Source organism: Candidatus Thiodiazotropha sp. CDECU1 (assembly GCF_963455295.1).
GTDB lineage: Bacteria > Pseudomonadota > Gammaproteobacteria > Chromatiales > Chromatiaceae > Thiodiazotropha.
Map to the genome: position 1 here is coordinate 4,391,793 of NZ_OY734020.1, position 22,013 is coordinate 4,413,805.

Annotated in this window: 12 protein-coding genes; 4 read left to right on the forward strand and 8 right to left on the reverse strand. The window is 53.9% G+C overall.

All coding sequences use genetic code 11. From position 1 onward, the window contains the following. Window positions 1–510 precede the first annotated feature (510 nt). From R2K28_RS20050 to R2K28_RS20065, 4 genes are all read left to right on the forward strand, one after another. Window positions 511–8,388: an EAL domain-containing protein gene (locus R2K28_RS20050; RefSeq protein ID WP_316367262.1), complete on the forward strand. Its 7,878-nt coding sequence runs from the start codon at window positions 511–513 to the stop codon at window positions 8,386–8,388. Beyond that, window positions 8,376–8,828, forward strand: a complete 453-nt coding sequence (locus R2K28_RS20055) for a bacteriohemerythrin (protein ID WP_316367264.1) — start codon at window positions 8,376–8,378, stop codon at window positions 8,826–8,828. The genes R2K28_RS20050 and R2K28_RS20055 overlap by 13 nt, the downstream gene beginning before the upstream one ends. Before the next feature lie 44 nt (window positions 8,829–8,872). Continuing rightward, window positions 8,873–9,016, forward strand: a complete 144-nt coding sequence (locus R2K28_RS20060; RefSeq protein WP_316367266.1) for a hypothetical protein — start codon at window positions 8,873–8,875, stop codon at window positions 9,014–9,016. Window positions 9,017–9,185: 169 nt separating this feature from the next. After that, a complete protein-coding gene (locus R2K28_RS20065; RefSeq protein ID WP_316367267.1) occupies window positions 9,186–12,032 on the forward strand; it encodes a bifunctional diguanylate cyclase/phosphodiesterase in 2,847 nt (948 codons plus the stop codon). Between the two features lie 3 nt (window positions 12,033–12,035). On the opposite strand, the gene R2K28_RS20070 is transcribed toward R2K28_RS20065, so the two are convergent. From R2K28_RS20070 to R2K28_RS20100, 8 genes are all read right to left on the reverse strand, one after another. After that, on the reverse strand, window positions 12,036–13,232 hold the full coding sequence (locus R2K28_RS20070; protein ID WP_316367268.1) for a catalase family protein: 1,197 nt from the start codon (window positions 13,230–13,232) through the stop codon (window positions 12,036–12,038). Then, window positions 13,229–14,755, reverse strand: a complete 1,527-nt coding sequence (locus tag R2K28_RS20075; protein WP_316367270.1) for a Dyp-type peroxidase — start codon at window positions 14,753–14,755, stop codon at window positions 13,229–13,231. Before R2K28_RS20075 ends, R2K28_RS20070 begins: the two co-directional genes overlap by 4 nt. A gap of 13 nt (window positions 14,756–14,768) precedes the next feature. Further along, window positions 14,769–16,073 (reverse strand): hypothetical protein, encoded by a 1,305-nt coding sequence (locus tag R2K28_RS20080; RefSeq protein ID WP_316367272.1) that lies wholly within the window; start codon window positions 16,071–16,073, stop codon window positions 14,769–14,771. A 33-nt stretch (window positions 16,074–16,106) separates the two neighbouring features. Continuing rightward, the gene (locus tag R2K28_RS20085) at window positions 16,107–16,562 is read right to left on the reverse strand and encodes a hypothetical protein (RefSeq protein ID WP_316367274.1); all 456 of its coding nucleotides are present in this window, start codon (window positions 16,560–16,562) and stop codon (window positions 16,107–16,109) included. 5 nt (window positions 16,563–16,567) lie between these two features. Beyond that, window positions 16,568–17,599 carry a catalase family protein gene (locus tag R2K28_RS20090; protein ID WP_316367276.1) on the reverse strand — a complete coding sequence of 344 codons (1,032 nt, stop codon included), beginning with the start codon at window positions 17,597–17,599 and terminating at the stop codon, window positions 16,568–16,570. A gap of 86 nt (window positions 17,600–17,685) precedes the next feature. Next, window positions 17,686–20,601 carry a peroxidase family protein gene (locus tag R2K28_RS20095; RefSeq protein WP_316367278.1) on the reverse strand — a complete coding sequence of 972 codons (2,916 nt, stop codon included), beginning with the start codon at window positions 20,599–20,601 and terminating at the stop codon, window positions 17,686–17,688. A 767-nt stretch (window positions 20,602–21,368) separates the two neighbouring features. Further along, the gene (locus R2K28_RS20505; RefSeq protein WP_442871455.1) at window positions 21,369–21,608 is read right to left on the reverse strand and encodes a tyrosine-type recombinase/integrase; all 240 of its coding nucleotides are present in this window, start codon (window positions 21,606–21,608) and stop codon (window positions 21,369–21,371) included. A 40-nt stretch (window positions 21,609–21,648) separates the two neighbouring features. Continuing rightward, window positions 21,649–21,903 carry a phage integrase N-terminal SAM-like domain-containing protein gene (locus tag R2K28_RS20100; RefSeq protein WP_316367280.1) on the reverse strand — a complete coding sequence of 85 codons (255 nt, stop codon included), beginning with the start codon at window positions 21,901–21,903 and terminating at the stop codon, window positions 21,649–21,651. Window positions 21,904–22,013: the final 110 nt, after the last annotated feature.

The window sequence follows — 22,013 nt, forward strand, 5'->3', positions numbered from 1 at the left end:
TTTTACTAGATTAATGGTGGAATTGGCAACTCATGCCACACATTTTCTCTAGTCAGAGACAGAAATAATTCGATGTAAATCAGGAATAACTATCCATTCATAAAAAAAATCTATAAGGATTTAGGTTCATTAATAATCCAAGAATAATACGTTTGTGATTGGAAAAAATGTCGCTAAAATCGTAGGAGAATCTGCCTCGATAGGCAGAGTTCAGGAGCATGGACAGGGGGGCGCAAGCCCATTAAGCCTGCCACACCATTCGTGCCTCAATTTTTATGATCTCATCATCTGCGGCCGCCTGGTAGTTTTAGGACAGAAGGCAGCTGTACGACGCGATATACGCATTATGCGAAATATAAGTCGTTCATGTTTTAGGCATAACGTCTATAAATCAAAGTAAGGAATAGTTGATAAGGATTACATGACGCAATGGATTGTAAGGGTAATGGTTGGCTTACCACCCTGCATATGAAGCAATGACAACATAATTACCAGGTTGAGAAGCAGCAGATGCACTGTTTACTACATCTTGCGCCACATGAACTCGCAACCCTGGGATACACGGACCTATCTCTGCTCAGCGAGACAGATGCGTTTCGTATCATTCGTGCATACACGCATGACAAACAGGCCGTTCTGATCAAGGCCCCTGTTTCCTCTGATCCATCAGCAAAACTCATCCATCAACTCGAGCACGAATTCGCTATAACATCCGATCTGAATACGGAATATGTGGTAAGACCGGGCAAAATAGAACGGGGCACAAGCCTGACGGCACTGATACTGGAGGACTGTGCCTGTCAACCGCTTTCATCGTTGCTGAAAGCTCCCTTGGAAATTGACTACTTCCTAACCCTTGCCATGGGCATCACAACGGCATTGGCGGAGATCCATCGGGGTGGATTGGTGCATAAGGATATTACACCGGCAAACATCTTTGTCACTGCCGATGGCAGGGTCAAACTTAGCGGTTTCGGGTTTGCCTCAAGACTCTCCCGCGAACGGCCAACACTCGCACATCTCCAGGAGATAGCCGGCACGCTTGCCTATATGGCGCCGGAACAGACCGGGCGTATGAACCGTTCTATAGATACCCGTAGCGACCTCTACTCCCTGGGGGTTGTTTTCTACCAGATGCTCACCGGACAGCTGCCGTTCAATGCCAGTGATCCTATGGGGTGGGTACACTGCCACATCGCCATCCAGCCTATATCCCCGCAGCAACAGCTATCGACAATCCCCGCCCCGCTCTCGAAGATTGTCATGAAGCTGCTGGCGAAGGCCGCGGAAGAGCGTTACCAGACCGCCGAAGGACTGAAGATAGACCTGCAACGCTGTCATGATGAGTGGCTCGAAGGGGAATCCATCGAACCCTTCGAGCTGGGCATGCAGGACATCTGCAACCACCTGGTGATCCCGGAAAAACTCTACGGGCGAGGGCATGAAGTGAAAAGTCTGCTCAGCGCCGTCGATCGGGTTGTCGACAATGGCAATCTGGAAATACTGCTGGTATCCGGCTACGCAGGCATCGGCAAGTCGGCGCTGATCAACGAGATACGTCGCTCAATGGTTTCGCCCAAGGTCCTCTATGCCGAAGGTAAATACGATCAATTCAAGCGCGATATCCCCTACGCAACCCTTACCCAGGCACTGCAGGCCCTGGTTCGGCATATCTTGGGCAGAGGCAAGGAGGAGATCGCTCAATGGCGGGATGACCTGAACAATGCGATAAAGCCCAATGCACGGCTCGTCACCGACCTGGTCCCCGACCTGGTCCGCCTGATTGGTGAGCAGCCCGCGGTTGCGAAGGTTCCCCCCCAGGAGGCCCAGAACCGATTTCACCATGTGATCCGGCGTCTGATAGAGGTTTTCGCACGCCCGGAACACCCCCTGGTGCTGCTTCTCGACGACCTGCAGTGGTTAGACAACGCCAGCCTGCAGCTGCTCGAACACCTGTTGACTCAGTCCGGACTTAAACATCTGCTGGTTCTGGGTGCTTACCGCGACAACGAGGTCGGCCAAACCCACCCCTTGAGGCGAACCGTCCAGGTGCTAAACAACAGGGAAGTCCGGTTGTCGGAGATCATTCTGAAACCGCTCGCAATCGACCACGTCTGCCGACTCATCGTCGACACAATACATACCGATGAAGAACGGGTGCTTCCGCTTGCCGATCTGGTTCTGAAGAAGACGGGTGGAAATCCCTTCTTTGTTAATCAGTTTTTGACCTCGATGGCGGAAGAAAACCTGCTTGCCTTTGATTCGGAGGCAAAAGAGTGGACATGGAACCTGGACGCGATCCGCGCCAAGGGCTACTCCGAAAATGTGGTCGATCTGATGCTGCAGAAGTTAGGCGGCTTGCCCGATGAGACGCAGCAGGCTCTCAAGCGGTTGGCCTGTCTGGGAACTGATACCGAGATTGATACCCTAGCCGCACTCTCTGATCAATCTGAAACCGCTCTGCATACTGCTTTATGGGGGGCGGTGAAGGTTGGACTGGTTCTACGTGACAAGGCGAGCTATCGGTTCTTACACGACCGGGTGCAGGAGACCGCCTATGCACTGATTCCTGAGCAGGACCGGCCGCAACTCCATTTAACCATTGGCCGGCAGCTTGTTTCCAACCCCCCCTCAGGCAAACTCGACGATACTCTTTTCGATGTGGTCAACCACCTCAATCGGGGAGCCGGGTTGATGACAGACCCGGCTGAGGTAATACAACTTGCAGAGCTCAATGCCGCAGCCGGTAGAAAAGCCCGCTCCTCAATCGCCTATGCGACGGCGCGGGAGCTTTTCTCGATCGCTGCCGCCATCCTCTCAGAAGACGCGTGGAGCAACCGTTATGATTTTCAGTTCGCCCTATACAGTGACTGGGCGGAGGCCGAATTTCTATGCGGAGATTATGCGCATGCAGAATCACTCTTCGAGACGCTTCTGACCCGGGCCGCCAGCGATCTCGATAGGGTAGGTGTGTATATGCTGCGGATGCACTGCTACCCAACCGCCGGCAGGTTTGACGACGCCCTTGTCGCCGGGATCGAGGCCCTTCGGCTGTTGGGCCAGTCCGTACCGGATGACGCGGGTGCAGTCAGCCAGGCAATTGCGAGCGAAGCCGAAACCCTAGAGGAATATTTGCAGACACATTCGATTGACGATATGCCGCAGGCCCCCGAAGTGACCGATGTACGGGCCAGAATCATGATTGATCTGCTCACCGGGATCGCCGGCCCGGCCTATATCGGCAACCGACCCGAGCTGTATCCCCTGTTCGCGTACATGAACCTGAATATAATATTTCAGTACGGGGTGAGCAAAGAGGCCTGCCATGCCTTCAGCGCCTACGCACTCCTGCAGGCCTCATCACTGGGCGATCTCAATGCGGCCTATGAATCTTCACAGACGGCGATCAGTCTCAGCGAGCGCTTTGGCGAGTCCGGTGTGCTTGGTTCGGTCCTTTACCTGCATGGCAACCACGTCAATTTCTGGTTGAATCCCTTCAGCTCGGATTTCCCGATTCTGGAGCGGGGTTTTAATGCATGTATTGATGGCGGCAATCTCGCCTTTGCGAACTACATCGGTTATTCGATCGTCTGGCAGGCGATCGAGCGGGGCGACGCGCTTGCAGGGGTACTCGAATTCTCCAATAAGTATACCGGTTTTGCCCAGGATAGCGGCAATGAGCCGATACGTCAGTCCATTGTACTCGAACAGCAGTTTGTCAAATGCCTGATGGGAAAGACCGATGGGGCGCTTTCCTTTAGTGATGAAGCCATCGATGAGTCCGCAAGTGCGGCGGTGATCGGCAAAGGCGGTTTCACCTGTGGACTCGCCTACTACCATAGCCTGAAAATGCTGGTCGCCTACCTGCTGGGGGATGACACGGCAGCGCATTCCCACGCACTCGAAGCCAGGCAATTGCATTCATCGGTGTTGTCCCAACCGATGCAGGCGATGTTCCACTTTCTGGATGGCTTGGTATTGGCCCGCAGTTGCAATGCCGCTGATGACGAACAGCGGGAAAAAACCCTGCAGACTTTAGCTGAACATGCACAAAAACTCGCTTTTTGGGCCGACAACGCCCCGGCCAATTTTGCCTGTAAACATGCGTTAGTGGCAGCACAGATCGCACTCCTGCAACGAGACACCCTATCGGCCGAGCAACTGTTCGAACGGGCATGTGAGACAGCGCGGACAAACAACTTCATTCACTGGCAAGCCATGGCCAGCGAAGCCGCTGCGCGATTTTATGCCGATCGGGGTTTGCAGACTATTGCACGTGCGTATCTGCATGAGGCGCTGGATTGCTATGCGCGCTGGGGCGCAAGCGCCAAGGTGCGGCAGTTGCAGCAGCAGCATACCTGGCTGCAACCCATACAAGCATCACCACCGGGTTCATTAAACCACCAACTCGATACAGCAGCGCTACTTGAGGCATCGCAAAAGCTGTCAGGCGAGGTTGAACTGGGAAAACTGATCAAGGCTCTGATGACTCTCACGCTTGAGAGTGCGGGTGCAGACCGGGGTTTGCTGCTGCTTGGGCGGGATAGAGTTTATGAGGTAGAAGTGGAAGCCACTGCCGTTGATGCAGATATTCAGATCAAACAGCTGCGTACTCCGATCAATCAGATCGAGTGCGCCGAATCTGTTGTCAACAGGGTCATCAACACCCATCAAAATATCCTGATCGATAACACTGCAAATCCTGGTGAATATTCCACCGACCCTTATTTTCAGCAAATGGATGCAAAATGCATATGTTGCATTCCCTTGCTCAGGCAGGACGAGCTTACCGGTGTGTTGTATCTGGAAAACAGCCATACGCCGGGCGTCTTCACCCACCAACGGACCGCCGTACTCGACCTGCTCGCAACCCAAGCGGCCATCTCTCTTGAGAACGCCAATCTCTACCAGAATATCAAGGAGAGTGAAAACGAGTACCACAACCTTGTGGAAACAGTCCAGGCGGCCATCGTGGTACACACCGCCGACACGCAAATTATCGCCGCAAATCCTATGGCGCAAAATCTGCTCGGCCTGAGCGAAGCCCAACTGCTGGGCAAGAACTCCACCGATTCCGACTGGCATTTCCTACGCGAGGACGGCAGCATAATGCCGGTGGAGGAGTACCCGGTCAATCAGGTGCTTGCCACAGACCGTGCGCTGCATAACATTATCGTCGGTGTCGATCGTCCGGACAGGGAGGAGCCCATGTGGGCCATGGTGAGCGCGCTTCCCGTATTTGACGAGACGCATAGCATCACCCGGGTCATCGTCAGCTTTTCCGATATCACCGAGCGAAAAAAGAGCGAGCAACAGCTGGTCGCCAGCGAGCAACTCTTCCGCACCCTGGTGGAGAACTCCCCCGATCATATCGCACGTTACGACCTGAACCTGCGTCGGGTCTATATCAATCCAGTGCTTGAGAAAACCTTCAAGGTGCCACGAGACCAGGCGCTAAGAAAGACAAGCGAAGTGAGTTCGCCGCTGCTCGATCCCGTAAGCTACATGGCGAATCTTCGCAAGGTCATCGCGAGCGGAAAAGAGGTTGCCGATCAGATCGCCTACCGCACACCCCAGGATGAAATCCACTGGGCCAGCTGCCGTTTCGCCCCCGAATTCGATAGCCATGGCAAGGTTCAGTCGGTGCTGGTCATCTCCAACGAGATCACCAAGCAGAAACTTGCTGAATTGGAACAACAGGAACACACCCACTTCCTCGAAAGCCTCGACCGGATCAACCGGGTGTTACAGGAAGAGGGCAATATCGAACAGATCATGAACAAGGCCCTGGACGAGGTGCTCGATATATTCGCTTGCGACCGGGTCTATCTCCTCTATCCCTGCGACCCGTATTCGTCCTACTGGTCGATACCGATGGAGCGCACCAAACCGGAGTACCCGGGGGTGCTCGAGTTAGGCATTGATATGCCCATGAACGAACTCGTCGCCTGGGAGGTGAAACTGGTACTCGATACCGAGCATCCAGTACGGGTGGGGCCCGGTACGGAATATCCGGTGGCAGAATTCCTGCAAAAAGACTTCAACATCCGCTCCTTCATGGCCATGGCCCTCCACCCCCGGGTGGACAAGCCTTGGCAACTCGGCATCCATCAATGCTCCTACGACCGCGTCTGGAGCGACCAGGAGCTACGCCTGTTCGAGGAGATCGGCCATCGCATCTCCGACGGGCTGAACGATCTGTTGATTACACGCAATCTACGTGAAAACGAGGAGCGCTTTCGCCTGGTCTACGAAAACTCACCCGTATCCATCTGGGAGGAGGACTTCTCAGCCGTCAAGTCACGCTTGGATGAGCTGACACAGAGTAACGGTGCTGATCTAGAGGCCTATCTCGATGCGCATCCGGAAATCACCAAAGAGCTCGTAGGGCTGGTACGTATCGTCAATATCAACAACGCCACCCTGGAACTCCACGAGGCCGACAGCAAGGAGGCGCTACTCGAAGGCCTGCCAAAGACCTTTATTCCGGAATCTTACGACGCCTTCCGCAAGCAGCTGATCGCCCTGTGGCGAGGTGAGACAGAACTGCGGGTTGATGGCGCAGTGCAGACCCTGAGAGGAAAACGCCGGGAGGTCAGTGTGTCGTTTTCGGTCTGTCCGGGTTATGAGCAGAGCCTGAGCAAGGTCTTTGTCTCCCTGTTCGACATCACTCAACGCAAGCAGGACGAAGATGGTTTACGCCTGGCGGCCAGTGTCTTTTCAACCAGCCAGGAGGGCATTCTGATCAGCGATGCCGACAACTGCATCATCGATATCAACCCGGCCTTTACCAGCCTCACAGGCTACAGCCGAGAAGAGGCGCTGGGGCAAAATCCCGGCTTTCTCAGCGCGGGCCGGCAGGACCAGGCGTTCTATGCCGAGATGTGGCAATCGATCAATACGACAGGGGAGTGGCAAGGGGAGCTCTTGAACCGGCGTAAATCGGGGGAGGTCTTTCCCGAGCTGCTCTCCATCGTTGCGGTGCGGGATGAACAGGGGCAACTGCAGCACTATGTGGGCGCCTTTTCCGATATCAGCGTGATCAAACAGCACGAAGCCGACCTGGACCGCATCGCCCACTACGATATGCTGACCTCGGTGCCCAATCGACGCCTGCTCGGCGATCGGCTGGACCAGGCCATCGCCTATACCCGGCGCCACGGCAAGAGCCTTGCCGTCTGTTACCTCGACCTGGACGGCTTCAAGCCCATCAACGACCAGTTCGGTCACGAGGGTGGCGATCACATGCTGGTTGAAATTGCCCGCCGCCTGGAGTCGATGTCCCGGGGCGAGGATACAGTCGCCCGCTTGGGCGGTGACGAGTTCGTGCTGCTGTGGAACAACATTGAAACCGAGGAAGATTGCATGCGGGCATTGGAACGCATCCTGGCGAAGGTAGCCGAACCGATGCTGCTGGAAGATCAACCGGTATCGGTCTCAGCCAGTATCGGCGTAACGCTCTACCCGGACGACGATGTGGACGCCGACAGCCTGTTGCGCCATGCCGACCATGCGATGTATACGGCAAAACAGCTCGGCAAGAACTGCTACAAGCTCTTCGACGCACGCCTGGAACGGCAGATATCTGCCCAGGCTGAACTCCTGAGTATGATCGAGCGCGGTCTCGATCGGGGACAGTTTGAACTCTACTACCAACCCAAACTGGATTACACCGCCGGGAAAGTCGTCGGTGTTGAGGCGCTACTACGCTGGAACGACCCTATCCTCGGCCTGTTGGGACCCGCGGAGTTTCTCTCCCTAATCGTAAACGACAGCCTGGCATTCCGCATGGGTCGTTGGGTGCTGGAAGAGGCGATATGCCAGGCGAAGATCTGGGATGATATGGGTATCACGATACCGATCAGTATCAACATCTTCCCGCGTCACCTGAAATTCAGCAGCTTTATCGACGACCTGCGTAGTGCCATTGAATCACACTGGCCGCAGATGCCGAAACATCGCCTACTGATTGAGATTATCGAATCTTCCGACCTGGAGGAGCTGGAACCTATCGAAATGATAATCAGGGAATGCGTCGAGCTGGGGATAGGCTTCTCCCTCGACGACTTCGGCACCGGCTACTCCTCACTGGTCTATCTGCGCCGCCTGAGTATCGAAGAGCTGAAGATCGATCAATCCTTTGTGCGCGATATGCTCGATGACCCGGAAGATGAGGCGATCGTGGTTGGGGTGATCAGCCTGGGCCAGGCATTCGGCCTACGTGTTGTCGCCGAGGGGGTGGAAACCAGCCAGCAGGCAGAGTATCTGGTGGGCCTGGGCTGTCCAATAGTCCAGGGATACGGCCTGGGACGGCCGATGCCGCCACGGGCTTTTCAGAAATGGTATACCGGCATTTATGCCAACAAGTTGAAAATATGGCAAAAATAGAGCACTTTCAGCCGATCGAATGGGAAGCATCCATGGCCACCGGTGTTGCCGCCATCGACAAACAACACAAATATCTCATCGACACCCTGCAAACAGCCAATGAAACATTACTGGCTGATGACGATGTTGCCCTGCTGAAGAGAGTTGCCAATGATCTTCTCGGTTATGCCATTACCCATTTCGAAACCGAAGAGGAACTGATGCAGCGCTATGGTTACACAGAAGCCCGGCCGGAGGAGGCAAGGGCTCACATCGCCCAGCATCGGGATTTTTCATGCCAGATAGTCGCTGTCCACGAGCAGTTGCGGGAGGGAAAAAAGGTTTCCCGCATCGAGGTACTGAGATTTCTGAACCATTGGCTGCGCGATCATGTACTCGGCGTCGACCAGCTGCTCGGTAAATATCTGGTCAAGCAAACAGGCCATGAAACCAAAAATTGATTCATTTAACCGCAAATGAAATCTAGAGACATGGAGAGGCGGCCGTGATCGTTAACGATAAGATCGTGTCGGTGGCCGGTATTGGTAATAAAAAGGAGGATCACAATGAGGGGGATGTACAACAGCTAAGGCTACTGATGGAAGGTATGTGGCGTCTGATCGAGCGCATGCGAACAGAATTGGTCTAAACCATTGGCTTAGTGATCATCTGCGGCGTCGATCAGTAACGGGGCAAATATCTGAGCGGGCAATATAAGCGTGATTTGCAACACTGGCCCATACCTTTCACTGTGCGGCGAAGTGGTCAATTCCATATAAACGTCTATGCTTGTTCATATGGCCAGCGGAAGGCGGACAATGGAAACACTAGGACTCACCCATCTCCATAATATCGCAATTGATGAAACGGTATCGACCCCTATACCACGTACCCTGCTGCTGCGAAAAACACTCCTTCTGGCCTTACCCTTCCTAGCTATTTTCGGCATTGCCATTGTTAGCTATTTCAACCAACAGGTAACGGCGGTTGAAGAACATGCACGCAAGATGGACGAACTTGCCAACCATGACCTCTATCTGACACTACAACAGATCCTGCGCAATATCAAAGGCGATATCAGACTGTTGGCGAGCAATCCCTTGCTGGTAAAGGTCATGAATAATCCGGAAGGAAGCGATGCGCAACGGCTAAGTGAACAATGGATAGTTTTTTCAGCGCAAAAGCGCATCTACGACCAACTCCGGCTGTTGGATCTTCAGGGTCGGGAGGTACTACGCATCAACTTGAACACCGATGGGGCAAGCCTGGTTCCACAACAACATTTACAAGACAAAACCGACCGCTACTATTTTAAGGAAGCCATGACACTTCCTCCTGGAGAGATCTATCTTTCTCCCCTCGATCTGAATGTTGAAAACAACAGGATAGAGCAGCCGCTGAAACCAATGCTGCGCATAGGCCTCCCGGTGACCAATGACAAAGGGAATAAGATTGGACTGCTCATTCTTAACTATCTTGCTCTCAACATAATGAATGAGATCGATATCCATGACGCGTTGACAGACAGTCAAAGTCATCTTATCAATCAAAATGGCTACTATCTCCGCGGCCCCTCCAGGGACAGGGAGTGGTTGTTCATGTACCCGCACCACAACCAGCACAAGGGTAAATTTTCCGAGGACTATCCAGATGTGTGGCGGCATATCCAACATGTCAGACATGACCAACTAATTACTGATCAAGGCATATTCAATTATCACTGGTTATCCTCACAAGATGCCAGTGATTCACCCAACCCATTCGCCCGGCAACTTGTGATTGTGTCTGTGGTCAGCGCTGCCAGACTGGCGTATATGATAGCGCCCTATCGCAATACCGCATGGGGGTTAGCACTGATTGCCATACCCACAATATTTATCTTCGCCGGCGTGGCTTCACACTTCAGACTACGTGAGATCCATGCCTTCGAACGCTTACACAGTATCGAAGCCAATCAGCGCCTGATTCTCGAATCGGTAGGCGAGGGCATTCTCGGTATCGATGCCAGGGGAGAGCTGACCTTCGCAAACTCTCGCGCCGAGTACCTTATCGGCTATCAACAAAGTGAAATGCTCGGTCGATCGCTGCACAATCTGATCCACGACTGTCTCACTCAACAGAGTCAACATATTGCTGATAGTTGTCCATTACAACAAAGCCTGGTACATGGCAAATCCCGCCATCAAGACAGCGATACCTTCTTGCGCAAGAATTGCGACACCTTTCCTGTTGAGTACATCAGCAATCCGATTATCAAGAACGGGGAACTACAAGGCGGCGTCATCTCCTTCTTCGATATCTCGGTGCGTAAGAAGGCAGAACAACACGTCGAGTATCTGGTGCTATACGATCCCCTGACCGACCTTCCCAATAAGCGTCTCTTCCTCGACCGTCTCAAGCAACAGCTGGCGATAGCCAAGAACAACAATCAGATTTCTGCATTGCTGTATATCGACATCGATCGATTCAAGCAGATCAACGATGCCATGGGACACGACAGCGGTGATGAAATTCTCATTGAAACTGCGCGTAGACTGAAATACATCACCCAGGAAGGAGACACCCTTGCCCATATCGGCAGTGACGAATTCGTGTTGTTACGCGCCAATGATTCCGTGGATGCGGATCATATGGCCCACATTGCGCAACTCACTGCTGACGAGATCATGTTGATACTCGAACAGCCCTTCTATTTAAAGCGAGATAGTGTGCGCATTACGGCAAGCGTCGGTATCACCATCTTTCCACTTGGCAATGAGGAAGCCTCTAGTATCCTTGCCCAGGCCGATACCGCCGTTGCCAGCGCCAAACAGGCCGGGCGTTATACTACGAGGTTTTTTAAATCAGAGATGGAACAGACCACCAAAAGCTGGCTGCGCATCCACAATCGTATGCTCGACGCACTTGCTCATGATGCATTCACTCTTGTCTACCAGCCGAAAGTGGAACCTAACGGTATCCTCATCGGTGTAGAGGCACTATTACGCTGGGAGGATGAGGAGTTGGGCATAGTCAGTCCTGATGATTTCATTCCCATCGCGGAGCAGAGTGGATTGATCTTGCAGATCAATGACTTTGTTCTTGGCCAGGCGTGCAGGCAAATCAAGAGATGGACCGACGCAGGATTGTTTGACCCCATAGGCCGTGTAGCGGTAAACATCTCACCAACACAATTCTGCAATAGTAATTTCGTTACCTATATCCTGGAACATATCAGTCGTGCTGGAATTGATGCAAATACCCTGGAACTCGAAATAACTGAACGTACCCTGGTGTCTGACACAGCCGCGATACGGGAAAAGCTGCTTACACTGCGCAAACTGGGGATACGTTTCAGTATCGATGATTTCGGTATCGGCTACTCCTCCCTCGCATATCTGCGACAACTCCCATTGGATCGGCTAAAGATCGATCGCGCCTTCATCGCGGATGTGGATAAGGTGAGTGATCAACAAAGAATCGTTGAAGCGATCATTCTACTCGCCAAAGGCCTTGCCATAGAGGTCATTGCCGAAGGTGTGGAAACGGCGGAAGAGATGAACTACCTGATCAAAGCAGGCTGTCATGAGTTTCAGGGTTATCATTTTTACCAGCCGATGAATCCCGTTGCGATAACGAAGTTACTGCAGGAAACTGTAACGAGACATGGGGTCTCGTTAACGTAACTGTTAATCGAACACCTCATCTCCAACAGGCTCATAATGGTCTGCCTGGTTCATTCTCTGACGGAATTTTGATAGCTCATAATACATGCGTAGACGGGCGCGGCTCTGATTGCCCAGGGGGCGATGCTCCGGCAGGCAGTGCCAGGGATTCATCTTCAGACCCTTTGCGAATTCGAACTGCTTTTCGGAATCGAACTGCTGGCGCGGGATATGTACTGTCGCAGCCGGGATAAAGGGCGATAATTTTTCCGGCCAGCGCACCGCGGCGTTTTCGATGGGCATACGATGCGGATCGGTCTGCAGCTGGATCATCAGATCGAACTCCACATCCTTTTTGCTCAGGGTCTTGATCATGTTCTCCCGCAGGTAGTTGAACGGCGGGGTGCCGAAAGGAAGACCGGGTATCTCTCTATCCACCTCGGTCTTGGGGACGAAGGAGTACATCATGGCCTGTCCCTCTCCCAGCAGATAAGGCACGCAACTCCAGTAACGCTGACCCAAGGGGTTATATTGGGTTTCATTCCACAGACTCTGCATAAGGAAATCGAGCAGATGGCTGTCCTTGGGATTGAGAAAATAGTAGATGGGCATGTCTACCAGGCTCCAATACTGCAGCTTGGCATTTTCCCGGGTATTGGGGGTGACGAAGGTGGGAGTGCAGATGGTGATGAAATCCTGGGTGTATCGCTCCTCCTGCATCAGCTTCTCCCCCGGCACATCCATCAGCTTGACCGCCATACTGGCGAATCCCACATCATCGATATCGGCAGGGACATCCGGGCCAGGGCCGGAGTAACGTACATAGGCCGGAAAACTGCGCGGGGTGGCGAAAACACCCTTGCGGCAATGCTCAGGGAGATCATCGCGGATGGTCACTGTTGCGCGCAGGATGCCATGGGTCTTGGTGTTACCGCCTCGTTCATAAGCGCCGGGTTTAAAATGTCCGCGCATCTGATCCATCATCAGATCGATGATCGCATCCAGACTCTGCTCCTCATCCTTAGCGATACTCTCCTCGGCCAGTTGCTTACCCTCGTCTCTGCGCCACAGGTTGATGAAGAACTGAATGACCGCGGCACTGGGTTCGCGAAACAGCCAGTTCCATTGAGGCCTGAACCAGGGCTCCAAGCGACGTTCCAGATGCATCAGTTGCACCAGGATGCGGTGGATGAATTTGAGCACCCGGGTCTTGAGCGTCATGCTGCATCCCCCTCATTTGCCGAAGGCTGGGATGCGATATATCTCAATGCACGCATCCCTGGCATGAAGAAGTAAGCGCCTCCACGCACCGTGACAAACTGGGGTAGGGCACAGATCTGGCGAGCCGGTCCGGCCGGATCGGTGAGCTTGAAGCAGTCGGTTTTCTCCCCATTGATCAAGGGTTCCCGCCGACCTAGCAGGGGATCACTCTCCTGCTGCATGCCATTGAACTTGCTGTTCATCGACCAGGTGTTCTGCACGAACTCGAACTGCCGGGAGATATTCGCCACCAGGCAGATAAACTGCAGACCACGTTCTGCTTCCGCGGCATCCGGCTTGATCGCATCTTCTGGTGACAACAGGGGCCCATAGGGACGGCCACGCCGCAGCAGACGGTGAAAGCGGGTTGACGCTATCAGGTCTTCGTCCGGGCGCTTCTGCTTGAAGCCGAGGATCTTTACCAGTCGGGAGATCAAGCCGTTTACGCCGGGTGGAAAGTCGCCGGTACGAGGATTCGCACGGCGTATATGCGCACCCAAGGGACAGCCATGACCGTCAGGGTCCGTGTCATAGTTGAATTGGTTATCTTGCGCATTCGCTGGTATGCCTGGAATCTCCTCTCCGCTTCCCTGCACCAATGGGGTTCCATCGCGCCATCTGCCCACCATGCTGGCGGCGAGCCGTTCACGCGCATCGGGATCGGCGCCACTCTGTTGCTCGACGAAGCGCCAGAAACCGGGTACGTCCTGGTGCAACTGGCGTACAACCAGGTAGCAACCATTGCGTCCCAAGTCCTTCATACCGGGTGCATCCTCCGCGTCCGGCAACTGAGTTGCCAGTCCATCCTGTGCCGGGTCGATCAGGGGTCTGGTGGTATAGAGGCCATATTCATTGGCATACCCAAGCACCGTCTCACCCAATGCCAGCCAGTTGGCGTAGCTGTCCCGCTGGTGCAGATCGGTACTCAGGCGCTGTTCCCAGTCGACCTTCGGTTGACTGATGCCATCCACGAAGCCGAACGGCTCGATACCACCCAGATCCTGGGTCGGCAGGACAGCCTGCAGCGCGAAGGCGGCCTTGAAGCTGTCGTCCTCCACTGAGACTCGCCACTTTTCCAGACCACCAGCGGTCGCATAAAGCAACAGCAGAATATGCGGCATAGTGGCTGAATCACCGCCCCATTCCCATCTGGTCGGCGCACTATCACCGCTATCCCCAAGTCGCCGGGAGCGACTCTCGTCGCCTGCCATACCGACGATGAACTCATCGGAAAAGCCCTCGATAACCTGATCATCGAGTCCCAGCTCACGTAAGCCCTCCACGCTGAAGGCGAGCTGCAGAGCGACCTCGGGCGCAAGGGATTTGCTGCCGGCATCGGTCACCGGGGCCCTCATCAGCCATTCCCTGGCGGCCTGGGGATCAGTCACCCTCAGCAGCATGAAACAGCTTTCGCTCAGCTTGCCATGGCCGAAGCGCAGCAGGCCCTGCAGATCCTCGAATTCAAACACCCCGGCTCCATTCATCGCCTCGGCCCCCTCAGATCAAGCTCAGCCATGCGCGGATCTCCTGGTCACTGGATTGACGTACCTCCACGCCTTGACGGATGCGGCTGTTGCGCGCCAGATCAAAAGCACTCAGCCCCGGATAGGCCTTGTACCAGACCTCCGAGGGCAGCTGATGACGCCGCAAGGTGTATTTGAACTGCTGTTCCCGTTCCGCGCCCTGTTTGATCAACCAGCTGGTCTTGGGATAACCCACCCCGTTGCTGAAGACCAGGTTCAGGCCCCAGGCGACCTTGTTGATGAAATCGTCCATGTAGCCCTCCAGGCTGCCATCGTAGTTGCTCGCAAAGTAGAGTCTGCGGTTGTTGTCGATCAACACCCAGCGGGCGAAATGGATGGTCTTCACCCGGGTGAGGTAGCCATGGTTGTAGATATGCCTGGAGGCATAGTCGAGGGTCAACAGGAGAAATTTAAGCAACATCAACCGGAACAGGCCAGGCTTCACATCCCCCAGCACATTGAACTGGTTGGTGACGTCCAGGTCCTCCCGCACCGAAAGACTGGCGATATGTGACCGCCCCGGCCGGATGACGATCTCCGGGTCCGCACGTTCCAACATGCGCAAGCGCCATATCAGAAATGGTGCCAGCAGCAACAGGATGGGCGCTATCAACAACAGGATTAAAGGTAGGCCGATCTTGTGAACAAGATTGCTAATCCACCACCCCTTGGGGGTTGGCTCCGGTGGTGTCAGTCGCAGGCGGCCCGCATCTATTTCCAGCTCTACATGGGTAAGCAGCTTCTGCCGCAGGTCAAGGGTATTGTTCCTGCCCACCTCCTGAATGGCCGTCGGCAGATAGTCCGCCAGGCTGCGCTGCAGGGCCTGCTCCTCTCTGATCTGTTTGACGCTACGCCCTATCCAGTTGACATAGTTGGCCTGTGGGGAGATGTTGCGCTTAACCATCCACGCCAGTAGATCGTCCCGCTGGGGATCGAATTCTTCACAATGGGAGAAGATCTTCGTCAATCCTTCACCGGCGTGCTGAGCCAGTTCGTCAAGAAAGGTGAGGCCCTCCCCATCACAATCACCAAGGAATACCAGAGCGGGCTGCCAGGGGTAGGGCTGCCTGCCATGGTACCGGATCTCGTCGGCGGTCTTGGCCTCGAGGATAACGAAACGTGCCACATGCAGGCGTTCGAAGTGTGCAAACGGCAGCAACGGATTGTCCGGGTCCGCATGGCCGATCACCTGATTCATGGTTGCGAGCAGGCTGCGCAATACCTCGACCTGGCCCTCGTGGATCTCGGCAAGAATCATGAATGTGGATTGGGGAGTCATGGCGTCCTTGGCTGCTGATCAGTGTGGATCAACCTATTCATCCTGCTTGCGGGTCAGGGCAAAATCGAGAATGCGTTTTTTGCCCCACCAGACCTTGCCCAGGTAGACCCCGGGTTCGACCTCGCGTATCTCATCCCGGATCACCTTGGCGAAGAACGAGGTCTTGGAGTAGTCGATGACAATGGTCTCCTTACCGTCCATCCAACTATTGTCACGATAGACCTTGGCCACGATGAAGCTCAGGCTGAAAGGGGTAATCTTGTTGATCAACACCCCGGCCCGGCCATCCTCGGCGAAGATGTCGAACACCTTGCCCTGCCAGGCAAACAGACGCGCGAAGGCGGCTACCAGCTTGGAGAGGAGGGAACCCGCCAGGATCGCCGTACCCCGGGTGTCTCCAGTTGGCAACTCGCCGGGTTTGGCATTGCGATAGATCTCGTCCAGCTCCTCCCGGGTCTTGCTCAACCAGCTCTCTACGGTGGCGTGCATGGCGTCTACTCCCTGTTGCGTAGTTTGGCGGCATTCCCGTAGACCTGACGGCGCACCTCGTTCATCCTGCCCAGCGGGCGATGTGCTGAAAGTGTCTGCCAGGGATTGAAACTGCTGCCTTCGCAGGCAGCCATTGCCGCCGGGGAATCGAATGGCTGATCCTCGATAGTGATGGTGGCAACCGTGCGGAAGGGGGAGACCGCCTCATCCCAGACCACAGAGGCGTCCTCGATCGGCATCGCATACGGATCCAGCTGCTGCTGCAGACCGAACTCGAAGCAGGCAGGCCCTTGTTGCAGATGCGCCTTGAGTGCGGAGCGTAATTGGTTTTCCCCCGCATCCACTGCCCGATCGGTGTTGTGCTCGGAGCAGGGTGTAACGGAGTATTTAACCACCCGCTCAATACCCAGACTGAAGGGGACGGTACTCCAATAACGGATATCCAGCGGACTCATGTGGCGCTTGCGCGCCTTGAAGAGAATCCACAGGGATTTGAGATGAGAGTCGAACGGGTTGAGAAAGAACCTGAGCTTCTTATCCTCCTGCCTGGCCCGAATGAACTTCAGGAAATCTTCCGGTGTCGCCACGAACAGGGCGGGATAGCTGTTCAACACAAAATCCTGTCTGCCGGCGTCTCCCCAGAGGGACTTGCCCTCCACGCCCGAAAGACTGATCGACAGTCCTCGAATGTCCTTTTTCGAATCGTCCCTTTCACTGGCGTTGGCGAACCTGAGCAATGCCGGATAGCTGGCCGGTTTTGCAAACAGGCCCTGCTGCAACTCGCCAGGTATGTCTGCATGCACGCGAAAATTGGCATTCACACAGGCGACCGTCTTTGCTTGATTGAACCTGGGGATGGTGCCGTTCTCTGCCTCGGCCAGGGTGATGGTTTCGACCCGTTGGTTCATCTCCGCCACCAGCTGTTCGATTGTCGCCTGCTGCTCCTCTGCCGCACAGAGTCCGGTTAGCGGCAACAGTGACAGCAATCCAGCCAGCCTGGTAAAAGAGTGCCTCTCGATGTCCATTTTATTCCGCATTTTTCACTCCTCGTAGTGCGCCCGGTTAAAGATCACCGGACTCCCTGTGATGTAAAACGGTTCGTTTTAACGCCGCTCCGATCTGCTCAGAAAGCAGGATCAGACTCCGCACCAGGACGAGGCTTCCAGTCCAGGCTGTAGTATTCGCCCCTCTCCCGGGCCCAGGGATCGAAGGCATTCTTGACGTGCAATAGCTCATCCTTGAGTGCAGGCACATTGCGCATCAGCAGACGCTTGAGCGGCGTCACCTCCATGATGTGGCCATTCACCTCGCCCGGTTCGAGGCACGCCTGCTTGCCATCCGCCTGGGTCGTCAGCGCATAGGGACAATCCGCAAGCGGGCCGTTGTGCAACACCCAGTCGTACCCCAGCCTGGAGTAGAACTCAGGACGGAAACTGGAGGTAAAGAAACGGTCGCTGAAAAGACGCCGCGAGGCATTGATGATAAAGATATGAAACTGGGTTTCGGAGATGGCGAAACCATGCGGACGTGTATACTCCGCCAGCCAGCCCACCACGTTGTCCACGTCTTCGATATTATCGACTACCGATCCATCCGGATGCCCGAGACAGTCGTTGATGAACTCACCCGCCTCATTCCGCTGCACCCTGGAAATGATCTTACTGGCATCACACTTATGGGTGCCGTAGATCTCCCGCATCCGCGAGACGGTCTCCTCCTGGTGTTTACGCCAGGGATTCTCTTTGTCGAGATGCTGATCGACGAAGTCATCGAAACTGCTGAGGTGTTTCAATCCGATCTGACGCCGGAATTCGTTGAACCTGGGCACCCCACGCTCACGGTCACGGATCAGATCCAGCGCGACCACGTCTATCTTTCGGGTCTCTGAATCGAGATGGGGCATGGGCAGATTCTGCAGAAACATGGGCTGATTACGCAGATGCAATACACCAAGTCTTTGGCGCCCCATGCTCAGGGCCCAGTTATCCAAACCGTGCTCACGCATGAGCGTGGTTGACCCGTCTCTCACGGATTCAAACACCGGAACCTTCGCCTTGATCAGGTTGGGTTGCTCCTTCTGGCGCATTTCGATCAGGTCCGGCACCAGGGGATGAAGGCGATAGACCGATGTGAACTCCTCGGGAAAATTGAAGGGTGAACCGAAATGGTTGATGCCACCGTTCACATCCCGTGGATCACTCAGATCCCAGCCGTCATGCTTCCACCAGAGAACCCCTTCGGTTTTCTTGTTACCGAGTCCGAATATACCGGCGCCGGATGCCAGCACAGAGTAGAGAGAGTTGGCCTTCTTCGGGTCAGGCGAATCGGAGAACCAACCTGCCATCTTTTCCGACAGGCGACTAAGCAGGTTTTCATCCTTCTTGAGGATACGCCTCAGCACCTTCGACACCCGGTCCTCTCCCTGGTTGAAGAGGCCGAACCAGTTGGAGTTCATGCCCAGAAACAGCGGCTCGTCGTAGAGCAGCTGGGTGGTCCATTCAATGGTATGGATCTTGGCGATCTCCGCAGCCACCACCAGCCGCGCAACCTGATAGACCCGTTCATCATCCACCTGCTTATAGGTGATGACCTTGTCGGGTTGATTCGGGTCCCGCAGACCGGAGTCCGCATCGGGGGTGAGTTTTTGCTGGGCGCGGAACCTGTCCACGAAGTAGTTGTGTTCACGGGTAAACAGATTGTGATAAAAGCTCATGCCGATATTCCAGTTGTCTGGAAACCCGGCGGCCTCCTGACCCTGCCACTGGGGCTGTACCGGGCAATCTTCTGAGTAGCCGTCACACGCCTGCATCAGCGGCAGGTATCCTTCCTTTTGCAACAGCTTGGCAGGATCCTGCGGATCCCTCTGCACGCGCTTCAGCGACAGTTCATCATGACCATAGATCTGCGATGCGTCCCACCAGGCTGTTACCAGATTGTTGGTGGTCTTCGGCGCCCGCTTCAGATATTGCCTGCCGGCATGTTCAAAACTGTCCGGTTGCTCTGTTGCCGCAAACAGGGCTGGCTCGCGGCGGTCCCCTTCACGACAGCCAAGCGCCTGAGCCTCTTCGGACGTACAGCCGACGGGTTCAAGTTTTGGCGTATTACGCCCTTCGCTGGTATGGGAAAACCAGTCATGGGTCATGAACTGGATCCAGAACGCCGCCAGCACATTGAAGAAGGGGGCCTTGAGATAGTCGCAGTCCACATCAGCCGAGTGGCTCCCATCACCCATGCCCTGATTGCAGCCGTTACCATCGGTCTGTTCACGCGAAAAAAGTTTTCTGCTGATCAGCTGGGGATCGGGCTTGAGCAGACCAATGCGATCGCCATGACGATTTTTTGTCAGCTCATTCAACCCAAGGCGGGGAAAGGTGGTTTCGAACTGCATGTTGCGTGTAAACGGCATCCCCGATGAACCCATCAGCGGATTGCGCAGGTCGTTGCAGATACCGTTCAGGGTTCGATGAGTGATCAGATCACCACTACACAACTGTTCGCCATCTCCACCTACATCCCTGTAATTGCTATGTTGCGGCGGCAAACGCATGGCATCCCAGGTATTGAGCGACGGCCCTGGCTGGCCGTCTCTGCCCTGAACATATTCCTGATAAGTATCTTGATCGAAGAGGTTGAACTTGATCAGCTCGATACGTTGATATTCAAGATCGAGCAGCGCCCCATCTACACCTCGACCGTTTGGATAGATGTGCTCACCGAGCTTGGTTTTTGCCTCGCGCCCTGAGCGCTTGCTTTTGGCATCACCCGTGGCATGGTAATTCTGCCAATCGACCCAGGGAGTGTTGCGGTACTTCAACGCTCTATCGCCACCACGACAGCGAGCCGTGTCTTCTCTAACCTTGCCCAGAAAACGCTTGGAGCGATCTTCCGGCACCTTGAGCAAACCACGCTTGGCACTGTCGATACAGGCATCTATGTCACTCTCTTCATTTGCCTGTAGCGGATTGCAGATAAGTGATGCGATGACCAGGTTGGTCAGCATGATGTTCCGTGAGCAGAACAAAGGCATGATCGTTTTCATAACACCTTCCCGTTGTCTATTCCTAAAGTAGCGGTTGGCTTGCAGCCACACGCTTATTGCGTGTACCCGGTTTTCCCTAAAATACAACGGAGGGATAATAAATTACTGCTTATGTACTGATCAATTTATGTTATGACAAAGAAATAACAAGCATACATATCCATGGTATCTATATGCTTTATTCCATCTACAGCTTGTATTTAACTTTGCGTATCCGTTTCAACCCATACCCAATCAAGGTCGATCCAGAGAAAGCTTCAAGATCCTTGAAAAAGTAATTCTGTTTTTACTCAAGGAACACTGTTTATTGATTGTAGGATGTCGTTTAGAGAAAAGCGTATCAGAGTAATAACGGAACATGTGTGAATTTGTCACATATGGTGTGTTGCATATTAACCACCTGTTATCGAGAGCACTCAGATAAAAAAGCAACCAATTCCATTTTCCAAACACGCACAGCGTGTGTCATGGTTTTAAGCCTACGCAAGTAATCCACGCCGCTTTTGGAGACGTTGATTGTCCGCCTGTGAGGAACAGAATCGGATAAATCTTGCTCGTTGCTGGGTCCGCAGCTATAAGCGGAATTTTACTAAGCAAGAAGTCACAAATTAAATCCAATTAATAGCAGATATCTTGAATAGGTTTACATAAGCAACGATCGGCCATTTAAGATGGGCCGATCGAGAGGATGGCCAGTTATCGAAGATCCTTTATCTGATCAAGCGGACTGCATACATTCTTATGATCTAGTGTGTTGTAAGTATAAATCATCGTGGTTTCAACACTCTTATGACCAAGTAGTATCTGGATCGTCCTGATATCCGTTCCATGTCCTCGTTACCCTTAGCGGCACGAACCATAATCGATCGCAGGTCGAATTCGATATCTTTAACCTGTAGACTCATACATTCTTTGATTCTCGTTCCTGTTCCATAGATGAGCTCAGCCATCAGCCGAGTCGAACCACACATCCTAGACAAGGCAGCTTCCACCTCATGCTTCGACATGACAACGGGTATTGATTTATAGTGCTTGATACGCCTCAGGTTATCCGGATCCGGTAATTCCACCTTTTAAAACCAAACGATATAGAAAGGCGATGGCATTCAGGGCGCCAGATTGAGTGCTGTCAGAGACACAGCGTTTAGCGTAAAAAAGTATGAACTGACGGAACCAATAGAAGTAGGCCTTCTCCGTTTTGGGACTGAAATGCTTTTGGCGACAGGCGGTTCGGACCCGTTCGAGTAGGCGTGGCTGGCGCTGTTCAGTGGTATTACCCCATGACTTTCCTCCAAAATTCACAGTTTGCCTCTGTCACGACTTTCTAAAAGACATAACGAGACAGCAGGAAGCTAACTTATTGATTTTGTGTCTGTTTGGGTGTTATATAGAGGTCTTACTATAAAATAGTA

Bases quoted from the DNA above. Each gene is read 5' to 3' on its own strand.
- R2K28_RS20050 (WP_316367262.1), top strand. From the start codon at position 511: ATGCACTGTTTACTACATCTTGCGCCACATGAACTCGCAACCCTGGGA.
- R2K28_RS20055 (WP_316367264.1), top strand. From the start codon at position 8,376: ATGGCAAAAATAGAGCACTTTCAGCCGATCGAATGGGAAGCATCCATG.
- R2K28_RS20065 (WP_316367267.1), top strand. From the start codon at position 9,186: ATGGAAACACTAGGACTCACCCATCTCCATAATATCGCAATTGATGAA.
- R2K28_RS20070 (WP_316367268.1), bottom strand. From the start codon at position 13,232: ATGACGCTCAAGACCCGGGTGCTCAAATTCATCCACCGCATCCTGGTG.
- R2K28_RS20075 (WP_316367270.1), bottom strand. From the start codon at position 14,755: ATGAATGGAGCCGGGGTGTTTGAATTCGAGGATCTGCAGGGCCTGCTG.
- R2K28_RS20080 (WP_316367272.1), bottom strand. From the start codon at position 16,073: ATGACTCCCCAATCCACATTCATGATTCTTGCCGAGATCCACGAGGGC.
- R2K28_RS20085 (WP_316367274.1), bottom strand. From the start codon at position 16,562: ATGCACGCCACCGTAGAGAGCTGGTTGAGCAAGACCCGGGAGGAGCTG.
- R2K28_RS20090 (WP_316367276.1), bottom strand. From the start codon at position 17,599: ATGCGGAATAAAATGGACATCGAGAGGCACTCTTTTACCAGGCTGGCT.
- R2K28_RS20095 (WP_316367278.1), bottom strand. From the start codon at position 20,601: ATGAAAACGATCATGCCTTTGTTCTGCTCACGGAACATCATGCTGACC.
- R2K28_RS20505 (WP_442871455.1), bottom strand. From the start codon at position 21,608: ATGTCGAAGCATGAGGTGGAAGCTGCCTTGTCTAGGATGTGTGGTTCG.